The 19,534-nt window shown below is 62.2% G+C and carries 18 protein-coding genes; 13 read left to right on the forward strand and 5 right to left on the reverse strand.

Features of this window, described 5'->3' with window-relative positions; all coding sequences use genetic code 11:
• Positions 1–117: 117 nt before the first annotated feature.
• Positions 118–1,590, reverse strand: a complete 1,473-nt coding sequence (locus FJ424_RS23400) for a sterol desaturase family protein (RefSeq protein ID WP_140786379.1) — start codon at positions 1,588–1,590, stop codon at positions 118–120.
• Positions 1,583–2,599, reverse strand: coding sequence for a phosphatase PAP2 family protein (locus FJ424_RS23405; RefSeq protein WP_181182228.1), 1,017 nt, complete (start codon positions 2,597–2,599; stop codon positions 1,583–1,585). The genes FJ424_RS23400 and FJ424_RS23405 overlap by 8 nt, the downstream gene beginning before the upstream one ends.
• Before the next feature lie 519 nt (positions 2,600–3,118).
• Between FJ424_RS23405 and FJ424_RS23410 the strand changes: the two genes are divergently transcribed.
• The 9 genes from FJ424_RS23410 (at position 3,119) to FJ424_RS23450 (ending at position 12,960) form a co-directional block, all read left to right on the forward strand.
• On the forward strand, positions 3,119–3,583 hold the full coding sequence (locus FJ424_RS23410) for a MerR family DNA-binding transcriptional regulator (protein ID WP_140659424.1): 465 nt from the start codon (positions 3,119–3,121) through the stop codon (positions 3,581–3,583).
• A gap of 235 nt (positions 3,584–3,818) precedes the next feature.
• Positions 3,819–5,615 carry an acyl-CoA dehydrogenase gene (locus tag FJ424_RS23415; protein WP_140659417.1) on the forward strand — a complete coding sequence of 599 codons (1,797 nt, stop codon included), beginning with the start codon at positions 3,819–3,821 and terminating at the stop codon, positions 5,613–5,615.
• A gap of 52 nt (positions 5,616–5,667) precedes the next feature.
• Positions 5,668–6,840, forward strand: coding sequence for an acyl-CoA dehydrogenase family protein (locus tag FJ424_RS23420; protein ID WP_140659416.1), 1,173 nt, complete (start codon positions 5,668–5,670; stop codon positions 6,838–6,840).
• 33 nt (positions 6,841–6,873) lie between these two features.
• On the forward strand, positions 6,874–8,082 hold the full coding sequence (locus FJ424_RS23425) for an acetyl-CoA C-acetyltransferase (RefSeq protein ID WP_140645285.1): 1,209 nt from the start codon (positions 6,874–6,876) through the stop codon (positions 8,080–8,082).
• 15 nt (positions 8,083–8,097) lie between these two features.
• Positions 8,098–10,317 (forward strand): 3-hydroxyacyl-CoA dehydrogenase NAD-binding domain-containing protein, encoded by a 2,220-nt coding sequence (locus FJ424_RS23430; RefSeq protein WP_140659415.1) that lies wholly within the window; start codon positions 8,098–8,100, stop codon positions 10,315–10,317.
• Positions 10,318–10,331: 14 nt separating this feature from the next.
• Positions 10,332–10,874: a thioesterase family protein gene (locus FJ424_RS23435; protein ID WP_140659414.1), complete on the forward strand. Its 543-nt coding sequence runs from the start codon at positions 10,332–10,334 to the stop codon at positions 10,872–10,874.
• Positions 10,875–11,022: 148 nt separating this feature from the next.
• Positions 11,023–11,325 carry a hypothetical protein gene (locus FJ424_RS23440; RefSeq protein ID WP_140659413.1) on the forward strand — a complete coding sequence of 101 codons (303 nt, stop codon included), beginning with the start codon at positions 11,023–11,025 and terminating at the stop codon, positions 11,323–11,325.
• A gap of 125 nt (positions 11,326–11,450) precedes the next feature.
• Positions 11,451–12,092, forward strand: coding sequence for a helix-turn-helix transcriptional regulator (locus FJ424_RS23445; RefSeq protein ID WP_140659412.1), 642 nt, complete (start codon positions 11,451–11,453; stop codon positions 12,090–12,092).
• A gap of 55 nt (positions 12,093–12,147) precedes the next feature.
• Positions 12,148–12,960 (forward strand): thermonuclease family protein, encoded by an 813-nt coding sequence (locus FJ424_RS23450; protein ID WP_140659411.1) that lies wholly within the window; start codon positions 12,148–12,150, stop codon positions 12,958–12,960.
• Here the strand turns inward: FJ424_RS23450 and FJ424_RS23455 are convergent.
• Positions 12,923–14,572: a lysine--tRNA ligase gene (locus FJ424_RS23455; RefSeq protein WP_140659410.1), complete on the reverse strand. Its 1,650-nt coding sequence runs from the start codon at positions 14,570–14,572 to the stop codon at positions 12,923–12,925. The two genes, FJ424_RS23450 and FJ424_RS23455, sit on opposite strands and share 38 nt — an antisense overlap.
• Positions 14,573–14,727: 155 nt before the next feature.
• On the opposite strand from FJ424_RS23455, the gene FJ424_RS23460 reads away from it, so the two are divergent.
• The gene (locus FJ424_RS23460) at positions 14,728–15,141 is read left to right on the forward strand and encodes a tellurite resistance TerB family protein (RefSeq protein WP_140659409.1); all 414 of its coding nucleotides are present in this window, start codon (positions 14,728–14,730) and stop codon (positions 15,139–15,141) included.
• 15 nt (positions 15,142–15,156) lie between these two features.
• Here the strand turns inward: FJ424_RS23460 and FJ424_RS23465 are convergent, their stop codons facing one another.
• A complete protein-coding gene (locus FJ424_RS23465) occupies positions 15,157–15,978 on the reverse strand; it encodes a transporter substrate-binding domain-containing protein (RefSeq protein WP_140659423.1) in 822 nt (273 codons plus the stop codon).
• A 279-nt stretch (positions 15,979–16,257) separates the two neighbouring features.
• Between FJ424_RS23465 and FJ424_RS23470 the strand changes: the two genes are divergently transcribed.
• The 3 genes from FJ424_RS23470 (at position 16,258) to FJ424_RS23480 (ending at position 18,487) form a co-directional block, all read left to right on the forward strand.
• On the forward strand, positions 16,258–16,989 hold the full coding sequence (locus tag FJ424_RS23470) for a LuxR family transcriptional regulator (RefSeq protein ID WP_140659408.1): 732 nt from the start codon (positions 16,258–16,260) through the stop codon (positions 16,987–16,989).
• Positions 16,990–17,087: 98 nt separating this feature from the next.
• On the forward strand, positions 17,088–17,726 hold the full coding sequence (locus tag FJ424_RS23475; RefSeq protein ID WP_140645276.1) for an acyl-homoserine-lactone synthase: 639 nt from the start codon (positions 17,088–17,090) through the stop codon (positions 17,724–17,726).
• Positions 17,727–17,737: 11 nt separating this feature from the next.
• Positions 17,738–18,487 carry an enoyl-CoA hydratase-related protein gene (locus tag FJ424_RS23480; protein ID WP_140659407.1) on the forward strand — a complete coding sequence of 250 codons (750 nt, stop codon included), beginning with the start codon at positions 17,738–17,740 and terminating at the stop codon, positions 18,485–18,487.
• Positions 18,488–18,610: 123 nt separating this feature from the next.
• On the opposite strand, the gene ppk2 is transcribed toward FJ424_RS23480, so the two are convergent.
• A complete protein-coding gene (gene ppk2 / locus FJ424_RS23485) occupies positions 18,611–19,516 on the reverse strand; it encodes a polyphosphate kinase 2 (RefSeq protein WP_140659406.1) in 906 nt (301 codons plus the stop codon).
• Between the last annotated feature and the right edge of the window lie 18 nt (positions 19,517–19,534).

Consider the following 19,534-nt stretch of genomic DNA (forward strand, 5'->3'; position numbering starts at 1 on the left):
TCGTGACCAGTTCCAGGTGACTTCGACAAAGCCATTGAATACGTCGCTAGGCTTGCTCTGAGGAATTGAATTCCTCCACGCCACTGCCTTGGGCGAAGGCAGGTTGGCCTGCGCTGCTCATTGATTGACCGGACCGGCCGACTTCAGCGACAAAGGGATCAGCATCGGTACTCGCTGTGCGTATTGGTGATAGTCAGGGAATGCGCTGCGCAGCACCCGTTCTTCATTCATCGCGCGTTGAAACTGGAGCATAAACCAGCAAATGCCGACAATCACCGAAGCAACCGACCAGTTTACGATTACGACGCCGGATATGGTGATCGCCTCCGCAGCATAAAGAGGGTGCCTAACGATGCTGTAAGGTCCCGTGGTCACGAGCTTTCGTGCCGTTGCCATGATCGAAAAGGAACGGCCCAGCCAGAATAGGCAATACGCCGAAAGCAGTGTGCCCAGTACGATCATGGCAGTGCCGAGTAAAAGGACCTCGGCTGTGACGGTCCCCACTGGAAGCACGACCAGCAGCGACATCAAAAAAGTTCCGGCGATCGCTACGACGCGAGTCGAAAGGCCGGATGCATTTGCTTTGGCTGGGAGCCTTACAAGGGTGAAAAAGAGAGACATCGAGATAAAGATCAAGGTAGTAATTCTTGAGGTCAGGATGAGCGATGCGCCAGGTAGTATATCGTTCGCCCGTATCATTGCTGAAATAGTGACGATCTCCTTCAGCATCAACAACGAGAAGATGATCAGTATCGCGGCGCGCCCGGCAAGGTCTTCAAATCGACTGGTCATAAATGATCTCCACAACTGGAATACAACGGACCCTTTCTTGGACGGGGTGAATGGATAGGTGAGTTGCCCGATGTACGCATCCGGCACCGGATCGTCGACTCCGTATTTCTTTGGCATCGCTTCGGGCATGTACATCGTCCCAAATACGGCATCGATGATGGAAAGCTGGCCGGCGAAGTTCTTGTCGTAAGCTTCGCGCTCGTTGGCATGATGCCAGTGATGAAAGAGCGGCGACGCGACCACCCATCGGAATGGCCCGAACCCGATCCTGATGTTCGAATGAATTAGTAGCGCCTGCCACTGGTAGATCAGCGCGGACACTATGATTGGTCCGATCGAGAAGCCGAGGGCGTAGACCGGCAGGAGCGACACCGTCTTGACGAAGAGCTGGTCGAGGGGATGGACACGATGGGCCGCCAGAACGTCCATTTCCTCAATGCTGTGATGAATCGCGTGAAAACGCCAAAGGAATGGCACGGAATGAAGTGCTCTGTGGGCAGCGTAGAAGCCCAGGTCGGATATGACGACTATCTCGATGGTCTGCAGCCACACCGGCTGCCACCGCACGGTTTCGCCTACAATGCTTGGCATGGCTGAATCGATGCCTACCATGCATATCGCCACAAGAATCAGGAACCCGAGCTTAAACAGCAGTCCGGTCACCACCAGGTGAACCATATCCGTTACGAAGCCTTGTCGAAAGTATCGCCGCCCTTCATGCAACGGGATCAGATGCTCGAGTGGAACGAGAATCATGAATACGATCGCGATCGCTTTCAGATCGACCAATTCAAACATTATCGCCGCCGCCGCATAGGTGTCCTGTGATACGCCAGATTAAGGCTACAGCCAGGATTGAAACGTAACCGTCAACGGCGTAGTGCCAGCCAAAATAAACAGAGCAAAGAAGCGTCAGGGCTGCGAAACCCCAGGCAATGTAGCCGAGCCGCCGGTTGAGCTGCGAAAAAAAGAGAGCGTTGAGCGTGGCCATGGCCACGTGGATGCTCGGCATGGCAGAGATTCCGACGAAGACGTCCTTCGCGCCGTGCATGTGTGCCGAGTAGAGACGATCGGCTATGGCAAGAACTGGCCGTGCCGCGTCGCTTTGGCCGAGAGCGGCCCTCAGATCTGCGAACCGATCTCCGCCAAAGAAGGCGTCATAGAAGATTGGTCCGACCGATGCCAGCAAAGCCGCCATCACTGTTCCAAGTCCAATGGTCGTAACAGCGAACGCGAACATGTATCTGGTCCGCAGAGGCTCACTGCAAAGCGCAGCGGACGTGATCGCTGCAAAGTATAGAAATAGCCAAACCGGAAAGTAGATGATGACCAACATCGGCATCGCACCGGCAGGTATTATTGCATGCAAGAGGCGCCACGGGTCGCCAAAGTGCAAGGTGGCGTCAAGGTTGGCAAGCAGGGGGTCGGCGTAGAACGGAACGATATCCGGGATGTGGTATTTAAAGGTCCAGAAAGCGGCCACCCCGACGGTTGTCCCGAACGCCACCGCGATCGCTCCAAGTCCTCGCGCGGCCATAATTTCTGCAAGGTAGGATAGAGGGGACGCAGGCCGCCGAAGGATACCTGTTCCTAACAGCCCTATAAAACAAATAAGCAGCGCCGTGGGCAGGAAATCAAGCAAGAACGCCTTGAAGTTCTCCAGATACAATTCGGGAAAGAGAATTCCGGCTAGAAGCGAATATGTACCGACAAACATGCCCAGCCAGACAGCTGTCCGATTGGCAGCTCGGCGATCGCGCAACAATCTCAGATCGGCCTTCGCCGCAAGCCCTTCCTGCATCGCCATGCCCACCCATCTCAAAGGTGCATTCTTGCGGCAATCAGCAAAGAACGTCCTAAACAACATCCTTAGTAAAAAGTTAATCGTAGTAATTTAGCGAGCACTTGGTGGTGGGGCGTTCGTGGTAGGTGCTTAGGTGTGCGGGCTACGCCAGTCTGCCACCTCTGATGCTATCGCCATTGGCGCCAAGCAGATGCTCAAATTTTCGGATGGCGAGGCGGCCCCACGGTTAGTTGAAACGTCAGTTGCTTACTGCCCTTTTTTATGCAGCAAGGAAGTTTGCCCGGAACCCAAAAGCTTTGGGCTCTCATGGGTCATCTCCGAGGTGCGGCATAAAGGTCCGTTTTGACAACGCCCTTGCGTCACCCCGTGGCTGTCGATATAGAATTGACGTAAACGTAAAAGGTGCGAAGCCGTGCCTCTTGCGATTGACTTGTTGCAACCACGATTGGAAGCACGCCCCCGCTTCCATTCAGGCGACGCTTGGTCCGAGACCGCGACGCCACCAGGGGAAAGCCAGTGACCATGAAACTTGTTTCGCCCGGCGAAGCCGCGGCCAATACCAATGACATACCGCTCGAAGCCGGCGAGGAATTCGTCCGCATCGGCGAGATGGCCAAGAAATACGGTGTGACGCTGCGCACGCTGCGTTTCTATGAAGACAAGGGCCTGCTCAATCCGCATCGCGACGGCTCGACCCGTCTCTATACGCGCCGCGACAAGGCCCGCCTGAAGCTGATCTTGCTCGGCCGCAAGGTCGGGTTCTCGCTGCGCGACGTCAAGCAGATGATGGATCTCTACGATCCGACCGGCACCAACACCAAGCAGTTGCGGCTGGCTCTCGACAAGTCGGAGAAGCAGCTCGCCCGCCTGCAGAAGCAGCGCGCGCTGATCGACGACGCCATCAACGAGTTGAGCACGTCGATGACGGCGGTGCGCCAGATGCTCGTCGAGCGCACCGCGGCGCCGCAGGCCAGCGCCGCCGGCTGAACGCTGGCCCTCAACAGGGACAATCCCGGAAATGGAGAGCCGCGCGGCTATAGCCGCGCGGCTTTTTTGTCGCCACAATGCCGAACCGCTCACATAAATTTTTGGCTGCGACGAAGTTGACGTTTACGCAAACGTCAATATTTGCTATCGGGGCATCGACATTGGCCCGGCCTCCTGTCCAGGACGTGGATAAGGAACTTGCTGGCCGGCCGGCACTATAAGGGTGGAGGAAGGCATGACGATCTATAGGGCGCCGGTCCAGGACACGCTGTTCGTTCTCAACGACGTGCTGGGCTATCAGCGCTATTCCAACCTTCCGGGCTTCTCGGATGCGACGCCCGACGTGCTCGAGGCGATCCTCGCCGAGGGCGCCAAGCTTGCCGAAAACGTCATGCATCCGTTGAACCGCGTCGGCGACATGGAAGGCTGCGTACGCCATGACGACGGCTCGGTGACGACGCCCAAGGGTTTCAAGGATGCTTACGACCAGTATCGCGAAGGCGGCTGGATGGGGCTTGCAGCGCCTGCCGAGTTCGGCGGCCAGGGCCTCCCTTACGCCGTCCACACCGCCGTCTCCGAATATATGATCTCCGCCAACATGGCGCTGATGATGTATCCCGGCCTGACGCAAGGCGCGATCGCGGCCATCGTCACCCACGGCACGGACGAGCAGAAGGCGACATGGCTGCCCAGGCTAATCGAGGGCACCTGGACCGGCACCATGAACCTGACCGAGCCGCATTGCGGCACCGACCTCGGCCTGTTGCGCACCAAGGCCGTTCCCAACGGTGACGGCACCTACAGCATTTCCGGCCAGAAGATATTCATCTCCGCCGGCGAGCACGACATGTCGGACAACATCGTCCATCTGGTGCTTGCCCGCGCCGAGGGCGCGCCGGAAGGCGTGAAGGGCATCTCGCTGTTCATCGTGCCGAAGCTCAAGCTCGATGCCTCGGGCAATCCCGGCCAGCGCAACACGCTCTCCTGCGGCTCGATCGAGGAGAAGATGGGCATCCACGGCAACTCGACCTGCGTCATGAATTATGACGAGGCGGAGGGCACGCTGCTCGGCGAATTGAACGGCGGCCTGAAGGCCATGTTCACGATGATGAACGAGGCCCGCCTCGGTGTCGGCCTGCAGGGGCTTTCGGTCTCCGAGATCGCCTATCAGAACGCTGTTTCCTATGCCAAGGACCGCTTGCAGGGCCGTTCGCTGTCGGGCGCCAAGGCGCCGGACAAGAAGGCCGACCCGATCATCGTCCATCCCGACATCCGCCGTTCGCTGATGACCATGAAGGCCTTCAACGAGGCCGGTCGCGCGCTGGCGTTGTGGACGGCGATCAAGTCCGACGTCGCACATCGCTCGGGCGACGACAAGGACCGCCAAGCGGCCGACGACTACACCGGCCTGATGACGCCGGTGGTCAAGGGCGTGCTCACCGATAAGGGTTTCGATCATGCGGTGATGGCGCAGCAGGTGTTCGGCGGCCACGGCTACATCGAAGAGCACGGCATGAGCCAGTTCGTGCGCGACGCCCGCATCGCCATGATCTATGAAGGCGCCAACGGCATCCAGGCGCTCGACCTCGTCGGCCGCAAGCTGGCGCAGAATGGTGGCCGCGCGGTGCAGGCCTTCTTCAAGGAAGTCGGTGAATTCTGCGAGGAAAACCGCGCCGACGAGAAGATGGCGTCCTTCACCAAGGCGCTGAAGAAGGGTCTCAACGATTTGCAGGCGGCCACCATGTGGCTGGTGCAGAACGCCGTGGCCAAACCCGACAATGCCGGTGCCGCCTCGACCGACTATATGCATCTCTTCGGCTTGGTGGCGCTGGGCTATATGTGGGCGCAGATGGCGAAGTCGGCGCAGGCGAAGCTCGCGGAAGGCGCCAACGGCGCTTCGGTATTCTACGACACCAAGCTGGTGACCGCGCGCTTCTTCATGGAGCGGGTCATGCCGGAAACGGCGACGCGTCTTGCCCGCATCTCGAGTGGCGCGGACACGCTAATGGCGCTGCCGGCGGAAGCGTTCTAGGTTCGGCGGACCGGCACCGCCGGCCCACAATTGTCGGAACGCGGAGGAAATCGTGGCGACAAATCCAGCCGAAATTCTTGGCCTGCCGAAGCCCGCCTGGGCGGCGGACGAAGTCGGCATGCTCTACGACATGGCGTCCCGCTTCATGTCGGAAGAAATCGCGCCGCGCTATGACGAGTTCGAGAAGAACGAGATGTTCGACCGCGAGAGCTGGCTGAAGGCCGGGGCCGCCGGCCTGCTCTGCGCTTCCATGCCGGAGAAATACGGTGGCTCGGGCGGCACCTTCGCCCATGAGAGCGCCATCATCGAGGCGATCGGCCATGTCGGCGTCGACGGCTTCGGCATCGGGCTGCACAATTCGATCGTAGCACCCTACATCCTGCATTACGGTTCCGAGGAGCAGAAACAGAAATGGCTGCCCAAGCTCGCGACCGGCGAGCTGATCGGCGCCATCGCCATGACGGAACCCGGCGCCGGCTCCGACCTGCAAGGCGTCAAGACCCGCGCCGAGAAGGACGGCAATCACTACAAGATCAGCGGCTCGAAGACCTTCATCACCAATGGCCAGCTCGCCAACCTGGTCATCGTCGTCACCAAGACCGAGCCGGACAAGGGCGCCAAGGGCACCTCGCTGATCGTCGTCGAGACCGGCGAGGCCGAGGGTTTTCAGCGCGGCCGCAATCTCGACAAGATCGGGCTGAAGTCGAACGACACCTCCGAGCTGTTCTTCAACGACGTGCGCGTGCCGACCTCGAACCTGCTTGGCCACGAGGAGGGCAAGGGCTTCGTCCAACTGATGCAGCAACTGCCGCAGGAGAGGTTGCAGATCGGCACCGGCGCGATCGCCATGATCGAGCGGGCGCTGGCGCTCACCATCGACTACGTCAAGGAACGCAAGGCCTTCGGCAAGGCCGTCATCGATTTCCAGAACACCCAGTTCAAGCTGGCCGAACTGAAGACGGAGGCCACCATCGGCCGCGTCTTCTACAATGATTGCGTCGCCCGCCACATCGATGGCGGGCTCGACCCGGTGACCGCCTCGATGGCCAAATACTGGCTCAGCGACCTGCAGGGCAAAGTCGTCGACGAATGCCTTCAACTGCATGGCGGTTATGGCTACATGAATGAATATCCGATCGCCCGCATGTACCGCGACGCCCGCGTCCAGCGCATCTACGGCGGCACCAACGAAATCATGAAATTGCTGATCGGGCGCTCTCTCTGAGCGCGGCGGTCGGCAAAGCCAAGGAGCACGAAAATGACTGAGGCTTACGTCTATGACGCCGTGCGCACGCCGCGCGGCAAGGGCAAGAAGGATGGCTCGCTGCACGAGGTGCCGGCGGTCAGGCTCGCCGCCAGGACGCTCGAGGCGCTGCGCGACCGCAACGGGCTCGACACCGGCACTGTCGACGACATCATCTTCGGCTGCGTCGACCCGGTCGGCGAGGCTGGCTCCGTCATTCCGCGCGCCGCGGCCTTCGAGGCCGGCTACGACACAAAGGCGCCTGGCATGCAGATCTCGCGCTTCTGCGCCTCCGGTCTCGACGCAATCAATTTCGGCGCCGCCAAGATCGCGCAAGGCGCGGACGAGATCGTCATTGCCGGCGGCGTCGAATCCATGTCGCGCGTCGGCATGGGCATGTCCGGCGGCGCCTGGTTCATGGACCCTTCCGTCGGCCTGCCCGGCTGGTTCGTGCCACAGGGCATCTCGGCCGACCTGATCGCCACCAAATACGGTTTTTCCCGCGACGACGTCGACGCCTATGCCGTCGAGAGCCAGAAGCGCGCCGCGAAAGCCTGGGCCGACGGCCGTTTCAAGAATTCGGTGATCCCGATCAAGGACCAGAACGGCCTCACCATTCTCGACCATGACGAGCACATGCGGCCCTCGACCGACATGCAGTCTCTGGCCTCGCTCAACCCGTCCTTCGTCATGCCGGGCGAAATGGGCGGCTTCGACGCGGTCGCCGTGCAGAAGCATCCTGAGGTCGAGGAGGTCAATCACGTCCACCACGCCGGCAATTCCTCCGGCATCGTCGACGGCGCCGCCGCCGTGCTGCTCGGCTCCAAGAAGGCCGGCAAGGCGATGGGACTGAAGCCGCGCGCCCGCATCCGCGCCTTCGCCAACATCGGCTCGGAACCGGTGCTGATGCTGACCGGTCCGGTCGACGTCACCGAGAAGCTGTTGAAGCGCGCCAAGATGAAGCAGTCGGACATCGACCTGTTCGAGCTCAACGAGGCTTTCGCTTCCGTGGTGCTGCGCTACATGCAGGCCTTCGACATCCCGCATGACCAGATCAACGTCAATGGCGGGGCGATCGCCATGGGCCATCCGCTCGGCGCCACCGGCGCCATGATCCTGGGCACGGTGCTTGACGAGCTGGAGCGTCGCGACCTCAACACCGCGCTGGTCACGCTCTGCATCGGCGCCGGCATGGGCACCGCCACCATCATCGAACGCGTCTGACGGGGAGAGAAGAAGATGACCTATACCAATTTCACCCTCGACACCGACGCCGACGGCATTGCGCTGATCACCTGGAACATGCCGGACCGCTCGATGAACGTGTTCACCGAAGAGGTGATGCGCGAGCTCAACGACATCGTCGATAAGGTGGCCGGCGATGCCGCCATCAAGGGCGCCGTCATCACCTCCGGCAAGGATAGCTTCTCCGGCGGTGCAGATATCACCATGCTGCAGAAGATGCTGGCGACCTTCGCTGCCGCGAAGGAGAATGATCTCGACAAGGCGGCCAGGGCGCTGTTCGAGAATGCCGGCTACATGACCGGCCTGTTCCGCAAGCTCGAGACCTGCGGCAAGCCGTTTGTGTCGGCGATCAACGGCACCTGCATGGGCGGCGCCTTCGAGATGTCGCTCGCCTGCCACGGCCGCGTCGCCGCCGATTCCGACAAGGTGAAGATGGCGCTTCCCGAAGTGAAGATCGGTATCTTCCCCGGTGCAGGTGGCACCCAGCGCGTGCCGCGGCTGACCGACCAGCAGCAGGCGCTGCAGATGCTGACCACCGGCCAGAACCTGACGCCGCAGAAGGCGAAGGCGATGGGCCTGATCCACGAGATCGCCGAGCCTTCGAAACTCGTCGAGACCGCCAAGGCGATGATCAGGAACGGGCTGAAGCCGGTGGCGCCCTGGGACGAGAAGGGTTTCAAGCTGCCCGGCGGTCCGATCTATTCGGCCGCCGGCGCCAATCTCTGGCCGCCGGCGATCGCCATCCTGCGCCGCGAAACCTACGGCAATTATCCGGCTGCGGCCGCTATCCTGAAATGCGTCTATGAAGGCCTGCTGGTGCCCTTCGACACGGCGCTCAGGATCGAGCAGCGCTATTTCACCGAGATCATGCAGTCGAAGGAAGCGGCGGCGATGATCCGCTCGCTGTTCCTGTCGCTGCAGGAACTGAACAAGGGCGCGCGCCGGCCGGCCGACGTGCCGGAGACCAAGTTCAAGAAGATCGGCATCCTCGGCGCCGGCTTCATGGGCGCCGGCATCGCCTATGTCACCGCGCGCGCCGGTATTCCGGTGGTGCTGCTCGACCGCGACCTGCCGTCGGCCGAGAAAGGCAAGGCGCATTCCGACAGCCTGTTGGCCGATCAGGTCAAGAAGGGCCGCGCCAAGCCGGAAGACAAGGACAAGCTCCTGTCGCTGATCACGCCGACGGCGGATTATGCCGACCTTGCCGGCTGCGATCTCGTCGTCGAGGCGGTCTTCGAGGATTCGAGCGTCAAGAAAGAAGCCACCGAGAAGGCGGAAGCGGTGCTGAAGTCGTCGGCGATCTTCGCTTCGAACACGTCGACGATCCCGATCACCGCTCTGGCGAAGAACTCGGCGCGGCCGAAGAACTTCATCGGCATCCACTTCTTCTCGCCGGTCGACAAGATGATGCTGGTCGAGATCATCCTCGGCAAGAAGACGGGCGACAAGGCCTTGGCCGTCGCCTTCGACTTCGTGCGCGCCATCAACAAGACGCCGATCGTCGTCAACGACACGCGCGGCTTCTACGTCAACCGCTGCGTGCTGCGCTACATGTCGGAAGCCTACAAGATGCTGATCGAGGGTGTGCCCGCGCCGATGATCGAGAACGCCGCCAAGGCTGCCGGCATGCCGGTCGGCCCGCTGGCGCTGACCGACGAGACGGCCGTCGACCTTGCCCAGAAGATCATGAAGCAGACCATCCGGGATCTCGGCGAGAAGGCCGTCGATCCCAGGCAGATGGCGTTGATCAACACCATGGTCGACACGCATGGCCGCTTCGGCCGCAAGAACGGCAAGGGTTTCTACGACTATCCGGCCAAGCCGGCGAAGAAGAAGCTGTGGCCGGGCCTGAAGGATCTCTATCCGCAGCTCAACCCCGACAAGGTCGACTATGAGGAGCTGAAGCAGCGCCTGCTGGTCGCCATCGCGCTGGAAGCGGCGCGCGTGATGGAAGAGGGCATCGTCACCGATCCGCGCGAGGCGGATGTCGGCTCGATCCTCGCCTTCGGCTTTGCGCCCTTCACCGGCGGCGCGCTGTCCTACATCGACGGCATCGGCGCCAAGCGTTTCGTCAAGATCGCCAAGGGCCTGCAGAAGAGATACGGCGCCGAGTTCAAGGCGCCGAAGCTTCTGCTCGACATGGCCGAGAAGGGCGAGACCTTCTACCAGCGCTTCGATCCCTACCAGAAGGGTGAGGTCAAGCAGGCGGCCTGACGAACGAAGCCGGGATGTATGTCTGGGCGCGAATGGCCCGCACCATGGCCACGGCGTCGAGCCGCGGCCCCTACAGGGTCGGCGACGAAAGCCGGCTGGCCTTCCGCTGCCTGCCGATCGACATCGATTTCAACCTGCATCTGAACAATGCCCGCTACATGATGCTGGCCGATCTCGGCCGCATCGATATCTTCCTGCGCGTCGGCCTTATCGCGCTTGCACGCAAGAATGGCTGGGCGCCGATGATCGGCGGGCTGCAGGTGGCCTATGTACGCGAGATCAAGCTGTGGCGCCGCTTCGAGGTGGTCTCGTCGATCGAGACCTGGGAAGGCGCCTCCGTCATCGGCAGACATCGTTTCGTCCTCGATGGCGGCGAGACGGCGGCGCTGATCCTGACCACCGGCGGCGTCTATGACCGCGGCGGCCGCCGCTTCCTCGACATCGACGAGGTCGTCGCGGCGCTCGGCCACGCCGCCAGTCCACGCCCGCCGACCGAAGCCGAGCGGGCCTTCATGCTTTCGCACCGGAATTTGCGCGAACAGGCCAAGGCCGCCTGATGGCGCTGACGTGGTCAGTCCGACTTGCCGGGTCAACAACGGCTTGGATCACATTTTAGAGGCGCGGGCGTCGTCGGCCTTTTGGCGAAGGATTTGGATGATATATTAGTTTCATCTAACAAAACTGTTGACCACGGGAGCGATCATCATGCGCATGATGTTGAGAATTTCCGTTCCGACCGTCGAAGGCAACAAGGCACTCAAGGACGGCAGCATGGCGAAGTTCATCGAACATACCCTGTCGGACCTTAAGCCGGAGGCCGCCTATTTCACCGCCGAAAAAGGTCAACGAACGGCTTACCTGTTCGTCGACATAAAGGACAGTTCCGACATGCCTCATTTCGGCGAGCGGTTCTTCCTGGCTTTCAATGCCGCCGTGGATTTCGTGCCGGTCATGAATGCCGAGGAACTCAAGAAGGGCCTGCCCAAGGCTTTGGCCGGGATCGGATAGGTCGCGTAAGGACGCGAAAGCCACGCAGATTTCTCGATGATCCATCAGCCACGCCGATGGACAATGGTGTGGTCGCGCGCTAGACAGGCTTGAGGCATTTTTTCCTGTTCTGAAGGAGAGCGCGCGTGCTCTCACACGACCGCGTATGGGCCGCAATCGACGCTCTCGCCGAGCGCTATTCGCTTTCGGCTTCCGGCCTTGCCCGGCGTGCGGGCCTCGATTCGACGGCCTTCAACAAGTCGAAGCGCCTGTCTTCCGACGGCCGGCCGCGCTGGCCCTCGACCGAATCGCTGGCCAAGATCATCGAGGCCACCGGCGCTTCGCTGGAGGAATTCACTGGACTGGTCGAAGGACGCGGCGGGGCTTCCGTCGCCCAACATCGCAGCGCGGTTCCGTTGCTCGGCTTCGCCCAGGCCGGCGCGGGGGGCTTCTTCGACGATGCCGGCTATCCGGCGGGGCAGGGCTGGGATCTGGTCGAGCTTCCGGCGCGGGCGACCGAGACGTCCTACGCGCTGCAGGTGCAGGGCGATTCCATGCTGCCGCTCTACCGCAACGGCGACGTGCTGATCGTCGAACCGGGCGCGCCGACGCGCAAGGGCGATCGTGTCGTGGTCAAGACCACCGCCGGCGAGGTGATGGCCAAGGTGCTCGATCGGCAAACGGTGAAATCGATCGTGCTGGTTTCGCTGAACCCCGCCCACCCGGACCGTGACATCCCGGCGCGCGACATCGAATGGGTGGCGCGCATCGTTTGGGCGAGCCAGTAGGTCCGGACCGGTGCGGCTTCTTCAAACAGTCCTGGCGGTTCTGGCGCTTCCGGTCATGGCGGCGCTCGTCGTGACCGGCGGGCGCGCAATCAAAGGCCATGAGAGCACGATCGCGGTGGATCAGATCGATCCGGAGGCGCTTGCAGATCCAGGCACTGAGACGCCGCCGGACGAGCCGGCGACCTCGGCCATTCCCGCGCCTGCCGCTCCGCAGCCACCTGTTCATTCGAGGGCCATCGATCCCGAAGTGGTGGCGCCGCCCGCTCTTTCGGACAACGAACTCGAACGGGTGGGACCGCGCGCGCCGCTCAGCGATCTGGCGCTGGCCGGGCCGCCCAAGCCGCCCAAAACGAAGATGCCAGGCGACTGGAACGGCACGAAATTGTTCCAGCCGGTCGCCATCGCCGCCGGGCTGATCGAGTCGAAGGGCTATGCGGTCGCCGTGTCCGGCGTGGATGTCGTCAAGGCGGACGAAACCTGCGCCGACGAGGGCAAGAGCTGGGCCTGCGGCGCGTGCGCCAGGACAGCCTTCCGCGCTTTCCTGCGTGGCCGGGCGGTCGCCTGCACCGTGCCGCCCGAGGGCGGGCGCGACACCATTTCCGCCGAATGCCATATAGGCAATCAGGACGTCGGCCAGTGGCTGGTCGAGAATGGCTGGGCGCGCGCGGCGCAAGGCGGTCCCTATGTCGAGGCCGAGAACAAGGCCCGCACGGCCAGGAAGGGTATTTTCGGCTCCGCGCCGAAGCTTGACGGTCTGCCGGCGCTGCCGGCCGCGTCAGGTCCGGCGCCGGTTGCGCCGGATTCGATCCTGCCGGCCGATGGCGGCGACGTTACGCCGCCAACTGACCAGCCAGCGCCCGCTCAATGAGCGCGCGTGTCTCGGCGATGCCGTAAAGCGCCGCGAACGAACCGAAGCGCGGCCCGCGCTCCTGGCCGATCAGCACCTGGTAGATCATCTGGAAGAAGGCGACCGACACGCCTGGTCCGCCCTCAGGGCTCTGCTTGGAATGGTCCTGGTAGCGGTCGATCTTGCGCGCGACGTTGAGCGCCGCGTTCTGGATCGCCTCGCCGTCGGCGCCCTGCGGCAGCGCGCCGAGCGCGTCGGAAAGCTTGGCCAGCGCCTCGCGCTCCATCTCGTCGGCGGCACGGTAGATCTTGGTCGGCTTCACGAAGTCGTCGAAATAGCGGATCGCGTAGCCGGTCAGCCGGTCGAGTTCCGGATGCGTCTTCGGCGTCACGCCCGGCGCGTGCCGCGAGATGAAGCCCCACAGCACGGCCTTGTCATGCGCGTTGGAGGCGCTCACCAGGTTGAGCAGCAGCGCGAACGGTACCGGCAGGTCGATAGCCGGCGGGTTGCCGTCATGCATGTGCCATACAGGATTGCCGAGCCGCTCCTTCCAGTCCTGGCGCGGATAGGCGCCAAGGAAAGCGTAATACTCGTCAACCGCCTTCGGGATGACGTCAAAATAGAGCTTCTTCGCCTGCCGCGGCCGCTGGTACATATAGAGGCCGAGGCTCTCGGTCGGCGCGTAGGTCAGCCATTCGTCGATGGTCAGGCCATTGCCCTTCGACTTCGAGATCTTCTGGCCTTCCTCGTCGAGGAACAGCTCGTAGACGAAATGCTCCGGCGCGCGGCCCCCGAGGATGTTGCAGATGCGGTCGTAGATCCCGGCGTTGGTCTGGTGGTCCTTGCCGAACATCTCGAAGTCGACGCCGAGCGCCGCCCAGCGCATGCCGAAATCCGGCTTCCACTGCAGCTTCACATGGCCGCCGGTGACCGGCAGCGTCGTCTCCGTGCCTTCGTCGTCGAAGGTGACGGTGCCGGCCTTGGCGTCGACATTTATCATCGGCACATAGAGCACGCGGCCGCTCTTCGGCGAGATCGGCAGGAACGGGCTGTAGGTCGCCTGGCGCTCCGGCCCGAGCGTCGGCAGCATCACGCCCATGATCTCGTCATAGCGCTCCGCGGCGCGCAGCAGCACCTCGTCGAAGCGACCGGCCTTGTAATACTGCGTCGCGCTGGCGAATTCGTAATCGAAGCCGAACGTATCGAGGAAACGGCACAGCATCGCGTTGTTGTGGTCGGCGAAGCTCGCATAGTCGCCGCCGAACGGATTGGGCACCGAGGTCAGCGGCATATGCAGGTAGGGTTCCAGCGCCGCGCGGTCCGGCACGTTCTCCGGGATCTTGCGCATGCCGTCCATGTCGTCGGAGAAGCACAGAAGCTTGGTCTTGACCTTGTCCTGCGTCAGCACGCGGAAGGCGTGGCGCACCATGGTCGTGCGCGCCACCTCGCCGAACGTGCCGATATGCGGCAGGCCGGACGGGCCGTAGCCGGTCTCGAACAGCACGGTTTCGGGAAAATCCTTGCCCTTGTAGCGGGCGATGATCTTCTTGGCTTCCTCGAACGGCCAGGCCTTGCTCTCGGCCGCCGCGGCAAGCATCTCGGGATTGAGATCGATGATGTTTGATCCCGTCATGTCGGAGTTCCAGTCATGGCCGTCTGCGCGGCGGATAAGGTTTGTCGACCGGTCTCTAGGCGCGCGAGACCGGAGCGTCAACGATTTGCGGCGGTTTTCCTTGCGGCGCCACAATCGCGCTCCTACGTTCGAGCCTCACTTTCAAGGAGTTTTGAATGCCTTTGCTGACGCCGCACGAAGCCCTGATCCACCTGATGGTCATCACGTCGGCTTCCGATCGCGACATGACGGATGTCGAACTGGCGCGGATCGGCGATGTCGTCCGCTCCTGGCCGGTCTTCGTCGATTTCAACCAGGACAGGCTAATTGCGGTGGCGCAGGCCTGCCAGAAGGCGCTGCACGACAAGGACGGGCTGGAAGGCGTGCTGGCGCGCGTCTCCCAAGCGCTACCCGAGCGGCTGCGCGACACTGCTTATGCCGCTGCCTTTGAAGTAGCCGCCGTCGATCTCGAAATGCGTATGGAGGAAGTCAGGGTGCTGCAGCTCATCCGCCTCAAGCTCGACCTCGACACGCTGACCGTCGCCGCGATCGCGCGTGCGGCGAAAGCCCGCCTGCGCACGCTCACCTGAAGAAAGGCTGCGGGCTTAAAAGAAGCTGACAGGAAAATAGCGCAGGTAGAACTCGGCGAAGCTGCCTTTGATCGAGATTTCCTGCAGCGCGTAGTCGAAGGCGGCGGCAAGCGCGGTGTCGCTCTTGCGGGTGGCGATCGCCATGCCCGAGCCCAGATATTCCGGCGCCAGATACGGACCGCCGGCGAAGCGGCAGCAGCCGGCGGCGTCCGAACCGCCCAGCCAGAAGGCGAAGCGCATGCCGTCGCCGAAGGCGGCGTCGATCTTGCCGGCCTTGAGGTTGGTATAGAGGTCTTCCGGCGTGTCGAAGGTCACCACCTGGACGGTGTTGAAATAATCGCGCAGCATTTTCTCATGCGCCGAGCCGGCGACGACGCCGACCCGCTTGCTGCGCAATTTGTCGAGGATCGGCTCGGCGAAGGCCTTTGCCTTCGGCATGATGAAGCGGGCTGGAAATTGCATGTAGGAGCGCGAGAAGGCGTATTTCTCACGGCTTTCCGGCGTCGCGGCGATGCCGGCGATGATGGCCTCGCCTTCGCCTTTCTGGAGAGCGCCCTCCAGTTCGTTCCACGGCAAGGCCTGGACCTGGCATTTCTCGACGACGTCCAGTTCCGCGCAGATCGCCCGCGCCAGATCGATGTGGAAACCCGACAGCCGGCCAGCGCCATCGAGGAAGTTGAAGGGCGGAAAATCGGTGGTGGTGAGGAATCTGAGCCGCGGCAGCGCGGAGAGGTCGGGTTTCGGCAGCCGCTCCTTGGCGTCCCACAGCACCGGCACCTGCGGCTCCGCCGCCTGAGTCGCATCGGCGAGAGGCAACGCGCCGCCCACCAGCGACATCAGGGCCAGAAATATCCACCGCAAGATCACGATATGGCTCCGCGCCTGTCCCCGTTCCTCGGCTTTTCGTATGAAAATGGGGCAGGCACAACGGTTTTTGATTTCAGGCGGCCGAATTAAGCGTATGATTCGGCGTGTTTGCAAGTGACCTGCGTGCCGGAAGGGGGAAGCTACCGGCTTTGCTGAGGCAATTGCGACCCGAGGTTGATGGCGAAGGGGTGTTCGGGCATCTACCGTCGGCAATGAGAAAAATAGAAGCAACATGGGGTAGATGTTGCGATGGGCCTGTTTGACAGAACTCTGGAATACATAGACCAGTTGCAGCATGCTGGCACCGCGGCCGCGGTCTGCGAGAGGTTGCTCGGCGTCACCTCGAACTTCGGCCTGACCGCATTGATGGCGGGAACCGTGCCGCAGCCGGGCACGCCGCGTGGCCGGCAGAAACAGCATGTGATGCTTTGCGATTGGCCCGGCGATTGGCTGGAGCGCTATGTGGCGCGCAACTATGTCGACCACGATCCGGTCGTCAGTCACATGAAGCAGCTTCAGGCGCCGTTCCAATGGCGGGACGCTTCAAAAAACGCCCTGATCGACAAGAGCAGCGACGAAGTCATGGGCGACGCCCGCGAGTTCAAGCTGCGCGACGGCCTGGCATTTCCGCTGGTCACGCTCGACGGCCAGATCGTCATGGTCTCGCTGGGTGGCGAATCCGTTGACTTGTCGGATGCGGAATTCGGAATGGTGTCGCTCGCATCGACCTATGCGATCGGCCGCGCCATGCAACTGCACACCAAGGCCGAGAGCGTCATCGATCACATAGAATTGACGGCGCGTGAGCGGGAATGCCTGCAATGGGCCGCAGTCGGCAAGTCTGAATGGGAGATATCTCAAATTTTAGGCATCTCGGAACACACATCTGAGAAACATCTTCTTAACGCCAAGAGCAAACTGGGCGCAGCCAACCGGGTGCAGGCAGTCGCGGAGGCGATTAGACGTGGCTATATTAGCTAGGTCGGCCGTGCCGACCTAGAAATTCTTGCCTGCGCATTCGCGCAATATTTTAAGGGACATCACGGCCGTATCTTCCTCTTAAGCCTAGGAGACGGCTAATGCTTTTTGCCCTTACCACTCAGGAATTGATGGAACGTCCCGACCTCTGGGAGGCGGTCCATCGCTTGCGCTACAAGATCTTCGTCGAGGAGATGGGATGGACCGATCTTGATCGTCCGGACCAGCTCGAGATCGACCAGTTCGATCATGACGAGGCCGAGCACCACCTCGTCATCCGCAACGGCGAGCTGGCTGGCTACCAGCGGATGCTGCCGACCACACGGCCGCATCTGCTCACGGACGTGCTGTCGGATCTCTGTGAGGGACCGTCTCCCTCGGGGCCGAATGTCTGGGAACTGACCCGCTACGCGGTGGCTCCGGGTTTTCGCGACGGCAAGCGCGGCGTCTCGACGGTCGGCACCGAACTGATCGCCGGCTTCGTCGAATGGGGCCTCAAGCGCTCCGTCAATCAGGTCATCATCGAGTTCGAGCCGATGTGGGTGCTGCGGGCGCTGCAACTGCACTTCCTGGCAAAGCCGCTCGGCTACCAGCGCACCTATGGCAACCAGCAGGTCGTGGCGACGCTGCTCACCTTTACCGAGCATACGCTCGATGTCGTGCGGGCCCGCCGCAACCACCACCTGCCGGTGCTGAATCGGGGTTATCCCGGTCTGCTCGGCCTCAAGCAGGCTTCGTGATGGAGGCGGTCATGAGTTTCCATCCCGAACCGGAACTGCGCGGCCATACGCTTGTCGTCACCGTGTCCTCGCATGATGGCCGGCCGGTGCTCGACAGGCATGCCTATGCGAGCCTTGCCAGGACCTTGCACGAGGCAGCCGTCAATGACGAGGTCCGCGTCGTCATGTTGCGCGGCCTTGCCGGATGCTTCTGCCTTGGCGGCGACTTCTCGGAGTTCCTCGACGCCACCAAGCACCAAGAGCTGATCGCCGCCGTCACCGACATGTTCCGCATGTTGGCGACCTTCCCCAAGCCGGTCCTTGCCTGCGTCGACGGCGACGCCGTCGGTGTCGGCTGCACCATCCTGTTCCATTGCGACATGGTGATCGCTTCCAGGGGCAGCACCTTCAGGGTGCCGTTCGTCGATTTCGGCCTGGTGCCGGACGCGGCGACCAGCATCCTGGCACCCCAAAAGCTCGGCTATGCCGGCGCATTCCGCTTCTTCTGCCTGGGCGACACGCTGGGCGTCGAAGACGCCAAGGCGCTCGGCCTGGTCGGCGAGATCGTGATGCAAGGCAGCGCCGAGGAAGCAACGCTGGCGAGGGCGAAACAGCTGGCCAAGAAGCCTGTGGCGGCACTGCTGCAGACGCGCAGCCTGCTCAAGGGCGACACGGACGTCTTGTGCGACCGCATCGACCACGAGATCACGCTGTTCCAGCAGGCGCTTCAGGATGACACCACGCTGAAGCGGCTGCAGCGGATCGCCCGCCTGGCTGCCTGAGCGCCTGGCTTAAAAACCTCAGCGCCGCGCGAGCCGAAAGGCGCGCGGCGCTGTAATTCGTCCGGAACTGCGTAAAAACAAAGAGATAGGCGTTTCGCCGTTTCCATGAAACGGGGAAAAGCACTAGTCCTTCAGGAATTCCGGTCCCTCGCCGATGATCTTCTTGTCGGGCTTGCCGATGGCATTGAGGTCGCGGCCGTCATAGGGCAGGGAAAGCAGGATACGTTGCATCACCGCGAGCCGGGCGCGGCGCTTGTCGTTGGCGCGCACGACGATCCAGGGCGAGAATTCCTTGTGCGTGCGCTCGATCATCTGGTCGCGCGCCCTGGTGTAGTCGTCCCACTTGCCGACGCCGGCGATGTCGATCGGCGAGAACTTCCAGTTCTTCAGCGGCGACCAGCGGCGGTCATGGAACCGTTCGAGCTGGGTCTCGCGGCCGATGTTCAGCCAGAATTTGAAGAAATGGATGCCCTCGTTGGAGATCATCCGCTCGAAATGCGGCGTCTCGTCGAGGAATTTCTCGTGCTGCTCCGGCGTGCAGAACCCCATGACCGGCTCGACGCCGGCGCGGTTGTACCAGGAGCGGTCGAAAGTGACGAACTCGCCCGAGGTCGGGAAATGGTCGACATAGCGCTGGTAATACCACTGCCCCGCCTCGGTCGGCGTCGGCTTGGTCAGGGCGACGTTGCGCGCCGTGCGCGGGTTCAAATATTGCCGCAGCACGAAGATCGTGCCGCCCTTGCCGGCCGCGTCGCGCCCTTCGAAAAGCGCCATCACCCGCTTGCCGGTGGCCTGCAGCCAGGCCTGGGCCTTGACCAGTTCGATCTGCAGAGTCTCGAGTTCCTTTTCGTACTCCTCGCCTTTCATCTTCTTGTCGTAAGGATAGCCGCCGGCGGTGAGCTTGTTGTCCTCGATCCAGTCCGGGAGCACCGGATTGTCGATGTCGAACTCGCGCTCCTTGCCGCCGATCTTGATCTTGATCGGCGCCGTGACCGGCACTGCTTCAGCCGTTTCCTTGGCCTTTTTCATCCAGACGAACCTTTCCAG

The sequence above is a fragment of the Mesorhizobium sp. B3-1-8 genome (assembly GCF_006439495.1).
Taxonomy (GTDB): domain Bacteria; phylum Pseudomonadota; class Alphaproteobacteria; order Rhizobiales; family Rhizobiaceae; genus Mesorhizobium.

Coding starts and splice junctions, on each gene's coding strand:
- FJ424_RS23480 (WP_140659407.1), top strand. CDS start 17,738: ATGAGTTTCCATCCCGAACCGGAACTGCGCGGCCATACGCTTGTCGTC.
- FJ424_RS23400 (WP_140786379.1), bottom strand. CDS start 1,590: ATGTTTGAATTGGTCGATCTGAAAGCGATCGCGATCGTATTCATGATT.
- FJ424_RS23435 (WP_140659414.1), top strand. CDS start 10,332: ATGTATGTCTGGGCGCGAATGGCCCGCACCATGGCCACGGCGTCGAGC.
- FJ424_RS23460 (WP_140659409.1), top strand. CDS start 14,728: ATGCCTTTGCTGACGCCGCACGAAGCCCTGATCCACCTGATGGTCATC.
- FJ424_RS23475 (WP_140645276.1), top strand. CDS start 17,088: ATGCTTTTTGCCCTTACCACTCAGGAATTGATGGAACGTCCCGACCTC.
- FJ424_RS23410 (WP_140659424.1), top strand. CDS start 3,119: ATGAAACTTGTTTCGCCCGGCGAAGCCGCGGCCAATACCAATGACATA.
- FJ424_RS23455 (WP_140659410.1), bottom strand. CDS start 14,572: ATGACGGGATCAAACATCATCGATCTCAATCCCGAGATGCTTGCCGCG.
- FJ424_RS23415 (WP_140659417.1), top strand. CDS start 3,819: ATGACGATCTATAGGGCGCCGGTCCAGGACACGCTGTTCGTTCTCAAC.
- FJ424_RS23450 (WP_140659411.1), top strand. CDS start 12,148: ATGGCGGCGCTCGTCGTGACCGGCGGGCGCGCAATCAAAGGCCATGAG.
- FJ424_RS23440 (WP_140659413.1), top strand. CDS start 11,023: ATGCGCATGATGTTGAGAATTTCCGTTCCGACCGTCGAAGGCAACAAG.
- FJ424_RS23470 (WP_140659408.1), top strand. CDS start 16,258: ATGGGCCTGTTTGACAGAACTCTGGAATACATAGACCAGTTGCAGCAT.
- FJ424_RS23465 (WP_140659423.1), bottom strand. CDS start 15,978: ATGTCGCTGGTGGGCGGCGCGTTGCCTCTCGCCGATGCGACTCAGGCG.
- FJ424_RS23430 (WP_140659415.1), top strand. CDS start 8,098: ATGACCTATACCAATTTCACCCTCGACACCGACGCCGACGGCATTGCG.
- ppk2 (WP_140659406.1), bottom strand. CDS start 19,516: ATGAAAAAGGCCAAGGAAACGGCTGAAGCAGTGCCGGTCACGGCGCCG.
- FJ424_RS23405 (WP_181182228.1), bottom strand. CDS start 2,599: ATGGCGATGCAGGAAGGGCTTGCGGCGAAGGCCGATCTGAGATTGTTG.
- FJ424_RS23425 (WP_140645285.1), top strand. CDS start 6,874: ATGACTGAGGCTTACGTCTATGACGCCGTGCGCACGCCGCGCGGCAAG.